We start from the raw sequence: 15,570 nt of genomic DNA on the forward strand, positions 1-15,570 counted from the left end.
CACATCAATGCAGACGTGGCCGGCGTCGCTCGCTGAGTTGCCGTCCCCGATTCCAGCGGGCGATGGTCTCCGGCACGACGTCCGTCTTGCCAACGGCGGGCTCGGCGATCGAGCGCAGGCGTTCGAGGGCAATCCCCGCCTTGGCGGCATAATCGAGCGAAGTCGGATCGTCCGAATGCACGTCCTGGATCGCGGCGAAGACGGCCTCGGCCTCGGCCAGCCGTTTGCTGGCGGCAAGGGCGATACCGCGCTTGTAATGTGCCTGGATAAGATGCGGCCCAATCTCGCCGACCCGGCGGAAAGTCTCTGCGGCCTGCTCATATTGATGCAGGGCAAGCTGCGTGTCGCCAAGCCGCATTTGGATCGGTGTCGGATCGGACGCTTGCTCGACGAGAACCTTGTAGGCAGTCAATGCCTCCGTCAGCTTGCCGCGGTCGAATAGCAGATTGGCGAGCCCGAATTCCGCGCCGGTATGGCCTGGAGCCGATTGCAGGACCTGGTTGAAGGCGATCTCCGCCTTGCTCCGGGCTCCGTTGCGGTACATGTCGAGCGCCTGTTCATAGACGAAACGAATACTGCGCGGGTTCAGCACGCCATGCAGATTCAGGCCGTTGCGGGTGCGGAACAGGGTGCAGCTGATCCGCCTTTCCTCCGCCCCGAACATATATTTATAGGGTTCGTTTCCGCGAAGGAAATCATAGGTCTTGAAGCCGTGCTCGATCGCTCGCCGGATGCAGTAACCATGCAGGATGAGACCGGGGGACGGCGTCTTCCAGTTTTCGTCGCGGCCGGTGATATAAAAGAGGATCGCCTGCTTCTGCCGGTCGACGATATTCGCCAGCGCGCCGAGCGGCTGGTCGCCATGCCAAAAGACCGGCACCTCGAGATTGCCGCAGTTGAAGCTGTCCATCAGCATCTCGCGCGTGGTGATGATCAGCCGCTCGGTCCGCTCCATGCCTTTGCGGGCACTCCACTTGATCCGCCAGAGTTTGAAGAGGATGTCCAAGTCCCGATCGATGGTCTCGGCGGTTGCCATCGTGATCCGGTAAATATCGTCTCCTTCGACCTTGCGCAGGAACCGCCGGAGCTTCTGGCGAGTCTGGCTGCTCATGCGCTGTTCGAGATAGTCGTCGAAGCTTGCCGGCAGGGGGACGATCGGGCAGATCGTATTGTCGATATTCTCGCTGTTTTTGGGCGAGCTGTCGCGAAACATCACCTCCGGCCCCTGCAGCGCCTCGATCATCTTCTCGCGCCGGCCGGCAGGACCGCTGAAATATTCGAGCTTCAGGTCGGTCCAGTTCTGATGCTTGAGAAACGAAGCAAAGCCGGCAATGGCGTGATGCTCGTAATCCGGTCTGACGATGAAGCCAGTATAATCGGCCGCAAAATTCCCGGCCATGATGATCTCGTCGTAGAAGAGCCCGGTCTTCTCGTTCAGATGCGTGATGAGGCGCAGCGGAAAGAAGGCGACATAGGGTGCTTCGGGATCGCGTTCGCGAAGGGCGAGGATGAACCAGCGGCGTCGGCGGGAGAGATAGTTCTTCAGCCATATCCAGGAGAGGAAATGCTGCGCGTCGGGATCTTCCAGGAAGACCTGATCCCAGTTCTCGCGTACCGCCTCGAACCCTGTAATGGTGTCGATGATATCTATGCGCATGTCCGCCCCCAATACCCCATACGTCACTCGGGAGGTTTCATTCTAGTGGGAAACACCGATCTTCAAATAAACCGTCCGGATGATTTAAGTGGCCTAAATGGGATTAGTCCTGAGCCGGCGCATAACCCAAAATCGCATCCGGTTTCTGGTAGCAATTATACACAGATTCAAAACGTTAGAGCGCAACGGGTCCTGAAGGATGCTGCACTTCAACGGACATCGCCCGAAAGTGTGCAGCGGTTTTGAGAACATGGGTACATAAGATTAGATCAGAGCTCGCCGGAGATCCGCGGGCTCGCATGGATGAAGGCCCAGAGCGTCCGGCTGATGGCGACGATCTCGGCGATCGACTTTTCGAGAAGGTCGAGTTCGCGCGCGTCCATCTGTTCGATCTTGCCGTAGCGGATCTGCTTGTCGTCCTCGACGAGCCGCATCAGCTGCGTGCTCGAGATCTCTCCTTTTTCGTCGAAGGAATAGATGCAGTGATTGTACTTGTTGCGGATCTTGGATTCCTTCTTCAGCCGCGCCATGGCCGAAAGAATCGCCTTCCGGTCGGAAGGGGAGGTCGAAGCGAGCTTGGACAGCCGTTCGATGAGATCGATCCGGGCGCGCGTGGTGTTCAGCGTCAGGAACACGACGATTGCCGCATCCTTTTCGACCCGGAGAAGATGGGCGATGATGTAGATCAGCAGGCTTTCGGTGTTCGTCCAGACATAGTTCAGGCGGCCGACCCGCAGCAGGACATCGGACATCGCCGCCATGCTTGCCCCTTTCTCCCCGGAGGGATCCATCCCTCAAGGGATGAACATGTGGACATTACATCAGAACAACGGGCAAGTCCGTCATATCTACCGGACCGCCCGTTGCCGGATCGTGAGCGATCAGCGCTCCTTGAAAGCCCGGGACATGCTGTCGGTGATCGGTTTGCTCAGATATTCGAAGAAGGTGCGTTCCGACGTCTGAATCAGCACTTCGGCCGGCATTCCAGGAACGGGATGGAAATTGTGCACCCGCGCAATCTCGGAATCGGGTATTCCGACGCGGACGATATAGACGTCCTTGACCGAAGCTCCCGCATTTTCCTCGATCGAATCGGCTGAGACGTAGAAGACCTTGCCCTGCAAAACAGGGGTCGTGCGCCGGTTGAGCGCCGTGAGGCGGATCGAGGCCGTTTCTCCCTCATGCAACTGGTCGATGGAGTTGCGCAGCACCTTCGCTTCCAGGATCAGCGGCACATGCGACGGCAGGATCTCCATGATCGGCTTTCCTGTCGTGATGACACCGCCGGCTGTGTGAAAATAGGAGCGCACCACCGTGCCCGACACCGGCGAACGGATAGTGGTGCGTTCGAGCACGCCGGCGGCCTCGCGCATCTGTTGGCGCACACTGTCCAGATCGGTTTCGGCAGTCTCGAGCGCATCGAGTGCCGCCTGCTTGTTGGAGTTGACGGCGATGACGGCTTCCTGGCGGAATTTGGCGATCTCCGCTTCGCTCTCGTTGAGCTCGCCGTTCAGTCGAGCAATGTCGCCCATCGCATCGGCGATCGCTCGCTCGATTGCCAGCAGATCCGTCTTGCGCATATAGCCGACCTTGACCAGCCGAGCCTTGGAGTCGCGTTCCTCGGTCAGCAGCGACAGCTGCCTTTCGAAGGATTCTCGCTGGCCCCTATAGCCGGCGAACCGGAATTCGAGCGATGCGATGTTCTTCCCGATCAGATTGAGCTGCTCCTCGAGTTTGATCTGCTTGCTGCGGAAGACGACGTTCTGGCTCTGGATGATCGCGTTGATATCGGGATCGCCGGCCTCCTTCGTCACGATATCGGGAAGCTGGAATTCGCGCAGGCCCTGCGCTTCGGCACGGAGCCTGGCGACGACGGCTTCAAGGCGCAGGCGACGAAGCTGCAGCATCCGCTCGTTCGAGCGGGATGCTGTGGGATCGAGGGTCAGCAGGATGTCGCCTTCCCTGACCGTATCGCCTTCGCTGACGCGCATCTCCTTGATGATGCCGCCTTCCAGATGCTGGATGATCTTGTTGTTGCCGGTCGCGACGAAGCTTCCCTGCGCGATAACGGCGGAGGCGAGCGGCGCCGTCGCCGCCCAAAAGCCGAAGCCTCCGAACGAGGTGAAGAGAACCGTCAGGCCGACGATGCTGTGCACACGGATCGAGCGCGGCACATCGCTATACCACTCGAGCTGCGCCGGACCTGTCGTCTCCCGATTTTTCCGTCCCATGTCGTTCATCCCTCAATGCGCGGTGCTTGTTGACCGTTATTGCCGTTGTTCTTGGAAAGCGCCTGCAGCACCTCGATCCTTTCCCCGAACATGGCGACAGTGCCGTCCTTGAGCACAAGGATCTTGTCGACGCATTGGAGAAGAGCCGGGCGCTGGGTGATGGTGACGGTGGTAATGCCCTGCTTCTTGGCGTGGATCAGTGCCCTGGCAAGGGCTGCCTCGCCCTGCGTATCGAGGTTCGAATTCGGCTCGTCGAGCACCACGAATTTGGGATTGCCGAAGAAGGCACGGGCCAGCGCAATGCGCTGCTTCTGGCCGCCCGAAAGCGGAGCGCCATCGGCTGCAACGATGGTTTCGTAGCCCTGCGGGAAGCCGGCGATGAGTTCGTGAACGTCGGCCAGCACCGCCGCCTCGTAGATCTGGTGATCGTCGACGTCGTCGCGCATGCGGCAGATATTGGCCTTGATCGTGCCGGGAAAGAGCTGCACGTCCTGCGGCAGATAGCCGATGCTTTCGCCGAACTGGCGCTGATCCCAGTTGCGCAGATCCATTAGGTCGAGGCGTACATTTCCCGATGTCGGGACGATCGAGCCGACGAGCATCTTGCCGAGCGTCGTCTTGCCGGATCCGGAATTACCGATGATCGCAAGCGATTCCCCCTTCCTGAGCGAGAAGGAGATGCCGTTGAGAATGACCTTCTTTTGCGGTGGCGGCACGAAGAGAATGCGTTCGACATCGAGCCGGCCTTCGGGATTGGGGAGGCGCAGGCGCGGGAAGTTCAATGGGGAATTCAACAGTAGTCCCTTGATCCTGCTATAGGCGGCTGCCGACCGGTTGAACTGGTTCCACCCTTCTATGGCGCCTTCGATTGGTGCCAGCGCGCGTCCCGAGATGATCGAGGCCGCAATCACCATGCCGCCCGTCAGTTCGCCGGCGAGCGACAGATGTGCGCCCCAGCCGAGCAGGGTGACCTGGGTGATCATGCGGCAGGCCTTCGATATGCCGGAGAAGATGATATTGCGGTCCTGTGCCTCGACTTGCGATTTCAACGAACCCGCCGTTTCCCGGCCCCACATCTTCACGGCCTCGGGGATCATCGCCATTGCGTTGATGATCTGCGAATTGCGCGACATGGAATCGAGATGGAAATTCGCCCGGCTGAGATAGCCGTTGGATTCGGCGAATTGCCGGGCGGTGAATTTCTGGTTCAGATAGGCGATGACGAAAAGCACCGCGCAGCAGACCATGATGATGATGCCGAGATGCGGATGCACGAAATAGACGACGACCACGAAGAACGGCATCAGCGGCGCATCGAGAAATGCGATCAGCGTGCCTGATGTCAGGAAGCCGCGCAGCAGCTGCAGATCCTGCAGCGTCTGATAGTCCTTGCCGCTGCCATGCAGCGATGCCCTGGCTGCAGCGCTGAGGATCGGCGCGCCGAGCTGTACTTCGAGCTCCACCGCGGTGCGCATCAGGATGAAGCGGCGCACCGAATCCATGAAGGCCTGTAGTAGCACGGCGCCGAGCACGGCGATCGAGAGCATGACGAGCGTGTCGACGGAACGGCTTGTCAGCACACGATCGGATATCTGGAATAGATAGAGCGGGATTGCCAGCAGAAGGACGTTGATGGCGATCGTGAACATCATGACGACCACCAAATTGCGCCGTACCGCCGCCATGCCCCGCGAGAGGCTGGCGGCGAAATTCACAGGCTCGCTACGCTTGTGAAAACCGCCGCCGCTTCCCCCGCCCCCGCCCCCGCCGCCCCCGGGGTCGGAATTCTTGCCATTTCCGCCGCCGCCGGTGCGCAGCCGCCTGTTGTTCTCGCTGATCGGACCGCTTTCGCCTTCGATGGTCCTGCCGAAAGGCATCGTCGGGCTCGATTTAAGCTCGGTCTTCTCTTTCGGCAGTTCGGGGGTCACCCGCGCTTCGATCTGCGGCCGGGCTGGCGCTTCCGGCGTTTTTGCTGTCGCCAGGCCCTGCGCCACCGCGACATGAGGTGCCGTTTCCACTTTAGCTTCCGGCACCACCATCTTTTCCGGGAGCGGCGCCTGCGTAGCGCTTGCGCGTCCGATATCGGCAGCCTCGTTTGCCGCAGCTTCGGACGTCTTCTTGTGGCGATCGGGAGACGAAGCAGCGGCGCCGCTCAGCCTGCGAAGGTTCTCGACCGCCTCGTCGATCGCGGATATGCACATATCGGTCATCGGCGCATCCGAGGGAGCAGCGGAGGGAATAGTGCCCGATCTCAGATCGAGGGCGCTGCCTGCCGCAAAGATTTGTTTCGAAATCTGGTTCATCGTGGTTTCCTCGCAATACTCAAGGTCAGGCGACCATGGCTTGCATTACGTCGGCGGGGTGCGTCGACGACCATGAAAAATCGTGCCCGGCATTGATGACGCCGTCAGCGGAATCGCCGCCCGCCGGATCGTCGTTGTCGAGAAAGGCGATGACTTCATTGGCGAGCCCGTCGTCGACCGGCTGTGGCTGTGTCGTGTCATGCTCCACCAGTCCGCCCTGAATGAGGATGGCGTCTGAATAGAGCTGGCCTGCCAGATAGGTCGTCTGGCCGAAACTGTCGTAGTCGACGATCTCGGCGATGTTGACGACCGCATTGCTGCCCGTGTCGATCGTAACCGTTGCGTCGGGATTGTTTTCGAGAATGGTCGATGCCGCCTGGGTCACATCGTCGGAATCGCCGAGGATGCTGACCTGCTTTATGATCGTCATGTCGTAGAGATTGCCGGTGATATAGAGAACGTCGAGGCCGGCATATCCCTGGAAATCCACATCGAAGGACAGCCCTTCCGGCATGTTGGGATCGCGATCTTCGATCGCCTTCTGCGTGTCGACCATGTAGTCGGGCATGGCCTCGAACGGGCCGCCCGTCCCGACATTGTGGATCGAGGCGAAATTCCAGATCAGGTTGTTGCCTGTTTGTAGGTCGGCGCCGGGATCGAGGTCGCCCTCTGCCCGCACCCAGTCATTGTCGTAGAGCAGCGAGACCTGCGTGATGCTGTTGATATCGAGCACATTGCCGCCGATGATCACCAGATCATATTGCAGGCCCATCTGGAAAAAGGAGGAGAAATTAATCGAAGTATTGCCGCCCGTCAGAACCGTGGCTTCGGACCCTGAGGTGGTGACCGTCATCGTGTCGTTGTCGGTGACGAAGTGATATTGCTCGATCCACTGTACGAAGGAGACGTCGCCATCGATGACGCTGACGCGCCAGCTGTTGGGGAACGTCGGATCGGCCGAATCGGGTTCGGCATGGCTCGATGCTTCGAAGGTGCTTTGTTCGAAGAGGGCGATATTCTTGGCGATCGTTCCCGTCTCTTCGGCCGAATGGCCGGATGAATGCAGTGCCGAGGCGATCTCGTCGTTGTCGCTGTAGACAAAGGCCTGGGAGATCGCGTCGATCTGGTGATAGTTGCCCATCACCGCCGAGACCGAGGTGATGACGCCGGTATTGATCACCGAGGCGACGTTGACGACGAGATTTGCACCGGCGGTGACATCGAGGCTGTTGCCGCTCGGGTCGGTCTGCTCGACGGATGTATTGCTGTCATCGGGTTCCTCTGGCAGCTTTGCGAGACCGCGGTCGGGCAGAAAATCGTCAAGGACGGGTATATCGGCTTCGACCTTGCCGTTGACATAGACTTTGTCGTCCATGGGTTCGGTGGTGACGAAATGATGCGTCACGTCGCTGTCGGGCGAGGCCACCCCGCTATCCTCGGTATTTCTGGCATTCCGGATATAGCTTTGGAGATCCTCGGCGATCTTCAGGGCGCCATCATAGGTATCTGTCCGGTGGAGGCTCGCAAAAGGCGTGAAGATCTCGGCCTTGGTGCTGAAATCCGCGAGCTGCTCGATGACGAAACTCGTGTCTCGAGGCGCATGGACGCCATCCGTCATATCGAGATAGTCGTCGTCGTAGAGGGCGTTGACCTGGAGGACATGACTGATCGCCGAACCAGGCCCGGCAAAGACTGTCAGTTCCGGCTCATCCGTGAGCACGATATCCGTAGGATCGCCGAAATGCGGTAACGGGATGTCCTTTCCGGCTATCGCCGCCAGCTTCTCGAGGCTCTCTTCGAAGACGCGGCCGAAATGGCGCGCCGGGCCAAATTCGATTTCGTAGCTGCCGCTTTTGTAATTGATGCCCGGATCGTAGTCCTTGAGCTGGAGATCGGAAGAGAAGGCGGCGGTAAAGGCATCCTGATCCGGCAGAGCCGGTCCATCCGCGCCCGGTCCTGCGCCTTCGGCATAGTTGGCACGCAACCTCATCTCGTCGGTCGTCATCTCGAAGAGACCGATGAAGTGCGCAATGATTTCCGAAATCTTCTCGATATGCATGGTTCGGCCCTCCCATTCGAGATGACGATCGGCCTTGGTGGCGCCCGCCCGGGGGAGCCGTGGTGTGGTCGTCAAATCGTTTTCAAGCAATCAAACTGCACCGGCTTGAGCCGGTGCAGTTCGTCTTGGTCGCTGGAGGTCGTGTCAGGTGCCGGTATCCTCGCCGACGTCGGAGGCATGAGAATTGCCGCCGATGACGCTGGAGTCGACTGTGTTGCTGAGCAGGTTCGCACCCTGAACGAGCTCGAGGTGGAAGCCGGAATTGGCAAGGATCGCCGAAGCATCGGCTGCGCTCGATCCGCTCGCGTCGTCGCCGGCCTTGAGATCCCAGCTTTTGCCGTCCATCTCCATGCCTTCTGCGCTGTCGGCGGTGCCGCCATTGGCATTCAGGTGGTTCTGAGCTCCTGCGTTGTCCATCTTGGTGTTCCAGGCGCTATCCTGGTCAGCCAGATGGTTCGCCTGGATGGCGCTGAAGCCGCTGTCATTGCCTTCGCCGGTCAGCGAATTGTTCAGGATGCTGTCGACGTCGAGAGTGAAGGAGAAGTCGTCCCCGAGGTTGAAGGTGAGGTCGTGTCCGGCAACGCCGAGGTTGGAGTCCTTGACGTCCTCGATGACGGCGAAGTCTGTGTCCGTCTTGTTGAAGCTGTCGGAGGTGTTGTTGCTGTCGGTAACCGTCTTCGTATCCGTATCCGTCTCGGTAACGGTCTTGATATCGGTGTCGGTCACGGTCTTCGTATCGGTGTCCGTGATCGTCTTGGTGTCGGTATCGTTGTCGCTGTATGACTTGCTGTCATAGCTCCAGTCGTAGTCGGTCTTGGTGTCGGTATCGGTGATCGTCGTGGTCTTGGTGCTCGTATCGTCGTCGGACTTATAGCTCCAGTCATATTCGTTGTCGCGGTTGTCGCCATTGTTGGCGGCGACATCGATCTCCGACTTGACGTCCACGTCGACGCTGTTGTCGCGATTGTCGCGATTGTCGCCATTGGCGACGCCGCCGACATAACCGGTCGAATCGTCGTCGATTTTAGTCGAATTGATCGCGCTGTTGGCAAAGCCGTCGGCAAGCGCCCCGGCCTTCGTGATTTCGGTGTCGTCAGACATTGCATTCTCCAGAAAAAACCGGAGCAGCTTCTCGAAATCCCTCTCATCTCAAATGGGATTTTACTCGCGCTCGCTCCGATGCGGTTAACATCGGCAGATGTATTCGATACTGGTCATCTGCAGCTTCATCGCGATTTGTTGATCAAACCGTTGGTATTGGGAACGTACGTACTCAGTACAAGGCCGCACATATCCGGCTCCGAATCCTGGGAAGGATAGGGAGTATTCAGGTTTTCTTTTCGTTGGGTTGCCCTAAATGGAGGCCGCGCATCAAAAACGCATGACAATGCATGGCTTTCCATGTCGCCACTTGGACGACGATCACAGAATGCTGTAAAGAATATGGATCCGATAGATACCAATTCGGGCTAAGGCCGATTTGCCACTTCCGGCTAGCCCCTGTCGTTGGAGCGTTGAGACTTCTTCAGCCGGGGCGACGCTAAGCTGCGAGAATCCAGGACTTCCGGCATTCGCCGCTGGGCTGAGGAGCAGCTTTCGAGGTCTGCCTGTCTCATATCCGACACTTCATGCGTGATGAAAATATAACAATCTGTACTGAAGCATTACATTTAGCTCTCATCTATATTGAAGGCAAATATAGCCTCTAAGTATATATTGCAGTAAGAATGCAACCGTTGCTTGGTATCGTATCGTTTTTAGTCCGCTAAAACTAATTACTTTGGGCCATTTCCTTCCTTCTCAATCCGTATTAACATAATTAAGAAATGTCTAAAAAATAAAGCGATGACTTTGGGGTCGGCATTTCTTACTAACTAATACCCGCCATCGCGCCAAGTTGAGTAAAGTGTAACGCTAGGGGAGGCGTATATGTTCATGACAGGCTCAGGAATGGAGAATGCGGACCAGGGAAGGAAGTTGGGTTCGTCCGGAGATACTATATTAGTGGTAGCAAAGGCGGATCTTTTTTCAGAATGCATGGTAGAAGCACTGGCAAAGAAATTTCCGAACTGTGATGTGGCAAGCATAACGAGTACAAAGCCGATGCTGGAAAAAGATACCGGCGATATGAAACTCGTTTTATTCTACCATATACCCGGCCCGGAGCTCCATGAAGCGTTGCAGGCTGTCCGCGAAAACCATCCTGAAACCTCGATCGGACTTGTCGTAGAAGCTATCGACATGCTCGAGACTTATGTCAGCCGGCTGGTAGAAGCGCGGATCATCGATGGCGTCCTGCCGCTCAACCTCCGGCTCGATGTCTTCATGGCTGCAGTGGATCTACTGATGAAGGGCGGCGAACATTTTCCGTCAGCACTTCTCAATCGCCTCACCAGCAAAAACGCCCAGCTGGAGCCTTCGCTCTATCAGACAAAATCGGTCGATGCGGCCCGCAGCAATGCGCTCAAGCTAAGACGCGACAGCATCTCCGCTTTGACCACCCGGGAGGTTCAGATCCTGGATCTCATCTGCAAGGGGACGCAGAACAAGATCATCGCCGACAAGCTGCATCTTTCCGAGAATACCGTGAAGGTTCACGTCCGCAACATCTACAAGAAGATGAACGTGCGAAACCGCACGGAAGCGGCATCCCGCTTCTTCAATGAGCATCCCGCCGGCGAAGACGACATGTCCGGACGCTGGCGCAATTGATCTAGCGCTTTTTGCTTCAGGTTGAGGGCCGCGCAAAGCAGCGCGATTTTTGTCCGAAGCCGCTTGGAGAGCAGATATAGGGCGCTGAGCCGTGATAGGCTGCGGTGCGGAGCGTCGGCGTAGCCGGCCGCTCGGCCCGGTTTACCGGATAGGCGTAGGCCTTCGAGACGCGCGGGGCTTCGATCCCGTCGATGTTCTTTTTCGCGACGACCGCGAAATCGTCGTCAACGACCGTGCAAGCCGTCGTTCCGATCGCCAGAAGCGCCGTTCCCCAGACGAACATCGCCGAGCGGAGGCGCCAGCCTTTGAGCTGCGTCGCGTCTTGTTTTTTTGACATACCAAATCCCTCGCATATGGCGCTTCCGGATGCAAGACCGGCGGTGAGGTTGAGCTCGGCCAATCTGCTGCGTTCCCTCGTATATTAGCTGCATTGAGTGAAGCTTGAGAGGTGGATGAGAGACGTATTGGTGGTATTGCGTTGAAAGTGATTAATCATTTGTTACCTTAAGTATACTTGCGTAATTACTTCGGATAGTTGGATTTTTTCAAGTTGACCTTACCGGCGTTAGTTGTATTATTTTAATAGTAATTCGGTTATCCGAAGAGTAACTACAAAGTTATTCATGGGTTGACGCTCAGTTTTATGAATATCGGGTGCGGATAACGGACGCATGCAGTGCATAAATAAATCAAAAGACTAAATACCTGGGAAGGAGTTTGTAATGCGTAGTTTCGTTCCCAACGAAGGCTATTCTGAAGTGTCAGGCATACCGGTAGCGCAAGCGTTGCGCACCGTTCTTGTGAATGGCGGGGGAGGTTTCCTCGGTTCACATCTCTGCGAAAGGCTCCTGCAGCGCGGCCACAGCGTCACATGCCTCGATAATTTTTCGACCGGCCGCCGTGCGAATGTCACTCATCTTGCATCGAACACCCGCTTCCGCATCGTCGAGCACGATGTTAGGCAGCCCTTCGATATCGACGCGTCGCTCATCTTCAATTTCGCCTCCCCCGCCTCTCCGCCTGATTATCAGCGGGATCCTGTGGGAACGCTGCTCACCAACGTGCTCGGCGCCGTCAATACCCTGGATTGCGCGCGAAAGACCGGTGCGATCGTCGTCCAGTCGTCGACGTCGGAGGTTTATGGCGACCCGATCCAGAGCCCGCAGCACGAATCCTACTGCGGCAATGTCAACCCGATCGGACCGCGCGGCTGCTACGACGAGGGCAAGCGCAGCGCCGAAACCCTGTTTTTCGACTATCACAGGACTTATGGCGTCGACATCAAGGTCGGCCGCATCTTCAACACCTATGGACCCCGCATGCGCCTGGACGACGGGCGGGTGGTTTCCAATTTCATCGTACAGGCCCTGCGCAACGACGACCTGACGATCTATGGCGATGGCCAGCAGACCCGTTCTTTCTGCTATGTCGATGATCTCATCGAGGGTTTCCTACGTTTTTCGGCTGCCGGCAGCGCCTGCAACGGTCCGATCAACCTCGGCAACCCAGCCGAAATGACCGTTCGGCGTCTGGCGGAAATCATTCGAGACCTGACGAACTCCCGTTCCCGGATCGTCCACCTGCCTGCGGTCGCCGACGACCCTCGTCAGCGGCGGCCGGATATTTCCCGGGCCATGGCCGAGCTGGACTGGCAGCCCCGCATCGGGCTCGAAACCGGCTTGGCTCGCACCGTCGACTATTTCGACGGACTGCTCGCCGGCACAGAGAAGGCGGAGGTCGTATGAGATGCCCCGCTACATTCTCGTCACCGGCGGCGCCGGTTTCATAGGCAGTCATATCTGCAAAGCGCTGTCGCGCGCCGGCATGACCCCGGTCACCTACGACAATCTCTCGACAGGACATGCCGACAGTGTCCGCTGGGGTCCGCTCATTCGGGCGGAACTTGCCGACGCCGCCACCCTGCGCCGGACTCTTGCAGAGTTTTCGCCCGATTGCGTCATTCATTGTGGTGCCAATGCCTATGTCGGCGAATCCGTCGACATGCCCAGGAAATATTACCGCAACAATGTCGTTGGCAGTCTGACCCTGCTCGAGGCCTGCCTCGATCAGGATATCGACCGGATCGTCTTTTCGAGCAGCTGCGCCACCTATGGCGTTCCCGCCTCGTTGCCGATACGCGAGGAAAGCCCGCAGCATCCGGTTAACCCCTATGGCCGCACCAAGCTGATCTTCGAGATGGCGCTCGAGGATTTTGCCGCTGCCTATGGCATCCGCTATGCCGCGTTGCGTTATTTCAACGCGGCCGGAGCCGATCCCGATGGTGAGCTCGCCGAGCGTCATCAACCCGAGACCCATCTCATACCGCGCGCCCTTCTCGCCGCCGCCGGCAGGCTGGAGCGGCTCGATATCTTTGGAACGGACTATGCGACCGAGGACGGAACCTGCGTTCGCGACTATATTCATGTCAGCGATCTCGCGCAGGCGCATCTCGCCGCCGTCAACCATCTGATGGCGGACGGCGGCTCGCTCAGCGTCAATCTCGGCTCAGGTCGGGGCACCTCGGTGCGCGAGATTCTCGAGGCGATCCATCGCGCCAGCGGCTGCGAAGTCCCCGTCCGTTATTGCTCGCGCCGCATCGGCGACCCGCCGATCCTCTTTGCCAATACCGCAAGGGCGCAGGCGGAACTCGGCTTTGCCCCCGTCCTCTCGGACATCGATACGATCATTCGCACCGCCGGCCCCACCTTCGGCCTGCAGGTGACGGCATGAGCGACATTTCCCAGATCAGCCACCGCGTCAGGACGGCCAAAGCCGTCGCAGCGGACGCGTTCGATCCTGTTTTCATCGGCTGGAACCGCGTCGCCTATGGTTTCGGCATCCTCTGCTGGTTGACGGCACTCGGCTATTTCTGGACCTGGTGGTGCCAGTCAGCCCATATCATTTCCTGGACGGCCTTCGTACTCATCACCCTCGTGCTTGCCTGGATCACTCTGGTGCCCGCCTATTTTATCCTGATCTTCCTCGATGCGAGGACGGTCAGCCCTCGCGCAGGGCTGCCGGAAGGGCAGGTGGCTATGGTCGTCACCAAGGCGCCATCCGAGCCCTTTGCCGTCGTCCGCGCCACGCTGCAGGCGATGCTCGACCAGGTCGACGTCGATTTTGATGTCTGGCTGGCCGACGAGGACCCCTCGGAGGAAACCAGCCGCTGGTGTGCGGCGCACGGCGTGCTGATCTCCACCCGAAAGGGCGTGGCGGAGTATCATCGCACCACCTGGCCGCGCCGGACACGTTGCAAGGAAGGCAACCTCGCTTATTTCTACGACCATTTCGGCTATGCGCGTTACGATTTCGTCGCCCAGTTCGATGCCGACCATGTGCCGACGCCGACCTACCTTCGCGAAATCTTGCGTCCCTTTTCCGATCCCGGGATCGGCTATGTCTCCGCTCCCAGCATCTGCGATGCCAATGCCGGGACAAGCTGGGCGGCGCGTGGCAGACTCTATGCGGAGGCAAGCCTGCACGGTTCGCTGCAGACCGGCTACAACAATGGCTGGGCGCCGCTTTGCATCGGCTCGCATTATGCGGTTCGCACCGCTGCCCTTCGCCAGATCGGCGGCCTCGGCCCCGAGCTTGCCGAAGACCATTCGACGACGCTGATTATGAATGCCGGCGGCTGGCGTGGCGTGCATGCCGTCGATGCGATCGCCCATGGCGACGGCCCGGCAAATTTCACCGACCTCGTCGTCCAGGAATTCCAGTGGTCACGCAGCCTGGTCACCATTCTGTTGCAATATTCCCGCCACCACATCATGCACCTGCCCTGGCGGCTGAGGTTCCAGTTCGTGTTCTCTGAGCTCTGGTACCCGCTCTTTTCGGCCTTCATGGCCATGATGTTCCTGCTGCCGGTTGCCGCGCTGCTGACGGGCCGTGTCTTCGTCAATGTCACCTATCCGGATTTCCTGCTGCACTTCGTGCCGATGTCGATCGTGCTGACGCTGTTTGCCTTCTTCTGGCGGGCAACGGCAACCTTCAGGCCGCACGACGCGAAATTGTTCGGCTGGGAAGGGCTTGCCTTCATCTTTCTGCGCTGGCCGTGGTCGCTGGCCGGCAGCCTTGCCGCTGTTCGCGACCATATCTGCGGCTCCTTCGTCGATTTCCGCATCACGCCGAAGGGAAGGCAGCAGCAGCGGTCTTTGCCGCTGCGCGTCATCGCGCCCTATATCGGGCTCGCCGGTCTTTCCGCCGCCGCAATGATGTTTGCGACCGATGCCGCGGCCGCCCAGGGTTTTTATGTTTTCGCCATGATGAACCTCTCGGTCTACCTGTCGCTGACGGTGCTGATCGTCGTTCGCCATGCGGTCGAAAACGATCTGCCGCTGTTGCCGCAATCGCGCGCGCGGTGGCTTGCGACAGCCACCGGGCTGGCGATTTTCGTCGCCGGCGGCACGCAGGCGGGGAGCCACGGCCTGCGCGGCCTCGAAGCTCTTTCGCACGGCCAGACGTTTGTCAGTTTCACCGAAACGCAATTTGCCGTGGCCGGCGCCGGCCTCGGCGGCGGCAAGACCAGGATCGTGAAATTCCACCTGAAATGGAATGGTTTCGGCAGAACCGGCCGAGACGAACAGGGTGCGTGAGCCGGCGGAACCG

11 protein-coding genes are annotated in these 15,570 nt (G+C 58.8%); 4 read left to right on the forward strand and 7 right to left on the reverse strand.

The features are described from left to right. Positions 1-4: 4 nt before the first annotated feature. From BS630_RS08490 to BS630_RS08515, 6 genes are all read right to left on the reverse strand, one after another. Entirely contained in the window at positions 5-1,657 is a 1,653-nt protein-coding gene (locus BS630_RS08490; RefSeq protein ID WP_077977690.1) for a GNAT family N-acetyltransferase, read from the reverse strand. Between the two features lie 269 nt (positions 1,658-1,926). Then, the gene (locus BS630_RS08495; RefSeq protein WP_017962677.1) at positions 1,927-2,418 is read right to left on the reverse strand and encodes a hypothetical protein; all 492 of its coding nucleotides are present in this window, start codon (positions 2,416-2,418) and stop codon (positions 1,927-1,929) included. A gap of 120 nt (positions 2,419-2,538) precedes the next feature. Next, positions 2,539-3,888, reverse strand: a complete 1,350-nt coding sequence (locus tag BS630_RS08500) for an HlyD family type I secretion periplasmic adaptor subunit (protein ID WP_077977691.1) — start codon at positions 3,886-3,888, stop codon at positions 2,539-2,541. A 5-nt stretch (positions 3,889-3,893) separates the two neighbouring features. Then, on the reverse strand, positions 3,894-6,191 hold the full coding sequence (locus BS630_RS08505) for a type I secretion system permease/ATPase (protein WP_077977076.1): 2,298 nt from the start codon (positions 6,189-6,191) through the stop codon (positions 3,894-3,896). Between the two features lie 25 nt (positions 6,192-6,216). Then, positions 6,217-8,250: a hypothetical protein gene (locus BS630_RS08510; RefSeq protein WP_077977077.1), complete on the reverse strand. Its 2,034-nt coding sequence runs from the start codon at positions 8,248-8,250 to the stop codon at positions 6,217-6,219. Between the two features lie 144 nt (positions 8,251-8,394). Then, positions 8,395-9,351, reverse strand: a complete 957-nt coding sequence (locus tag BS630_RS08515; protein WP_077977078.1) for a fibrinogen-binding protein — start codon at positions 9,349-9,351, stop codon at positions 8,395-8,397. An 828-nt stretch (positions 9,352-10,179) separates the two neighbouring features. Between BS630_RS08515 and BS630_RS08525 the strand changes: the two genes are divergently transcribed. Then, positions 10,180-10,962, forward strand: coding sequence for a helix-turn-helix transcriptional regulator (locus BS630_RS08525; RefSeq protein ID WP_077977079.1), 783 nt, complete (start codon positions 10,180-10,182; stop codon positions 10,960-10,962). Between the two features lie 16 nt (positions 10,963-10,978). On the opposite strand, the gene BS630_RS08530 is transcribed toward BS630_RS08525, so the two are convergent. Next, the gene (locus BS630_RS08530) at positions 10,979-11,299 is read right to left on the reverse strand and encodes a hypothetical protein (protein WP_077977692.1); all 321 of its coding nucleotides are present in this window, start codon (positions 11,297-11,299) and stop codon (positions 10,979-10,981) included. Between the two features lie 385 nt (positions 11,300-11,684). Here BS630_RS08530 and BS630_RS08535 point away from each other — a divergent pair, with 385 nt between their 5' ends. From BS630_RS08535 to BS630_RS08545, 3 genes are read left to right on the forward strand one after another with little or no spacing between them, the layout of a single operon-like run. After that, positions 11,685-12,707, forward strand: coding sequence for a UDP-glucuronic acid decarboxylase family protein (locus BS630_RS08535; protein ID WP_077977080.1), 1,023 nt, complete (start codon positions 11,685-11,687; stop codon positions 12,705-12,707). Between the two features lies 1 nt (position 12,708). Then, positions 12,709-13,692: a UDP-glucose 4-epimerase GalE gene (galE, locus tag BS630_RS08540; RefSeq protein ID WP_077977081.1), complete on the forward strand. Its 984-nt coding sequence runs from the start codon at positions 12,709-12,711 to the stop codon at positions 13,690-13,692. Beyond that, positions 13,689-15,557 (forward strand): glycosyltransferase family 2 protein, encoded by a 1,869-nt coding sequence (locus tag BS630_RS08545; protein WP_077977082.1) that lies wholly within the window; start codon positions 13,689-13,691, stop codon positions 15,555-15,557. Before galE ends, BS630_RS08545 begins: the two co-directional genes overlap by 4 nt. Positions 15,558-15,570 lie beyond the last annotated feature (13 nt).

Source organism: Rhizobium laguerreae (assembly GCF_002008165.1).
Lineage (GTDB): Bacteria > Pseudomonadota > Alphaproteobacteria > Rhizobiales > Rhizobiaceae > Rhizobium > Rhizobium laguerreae.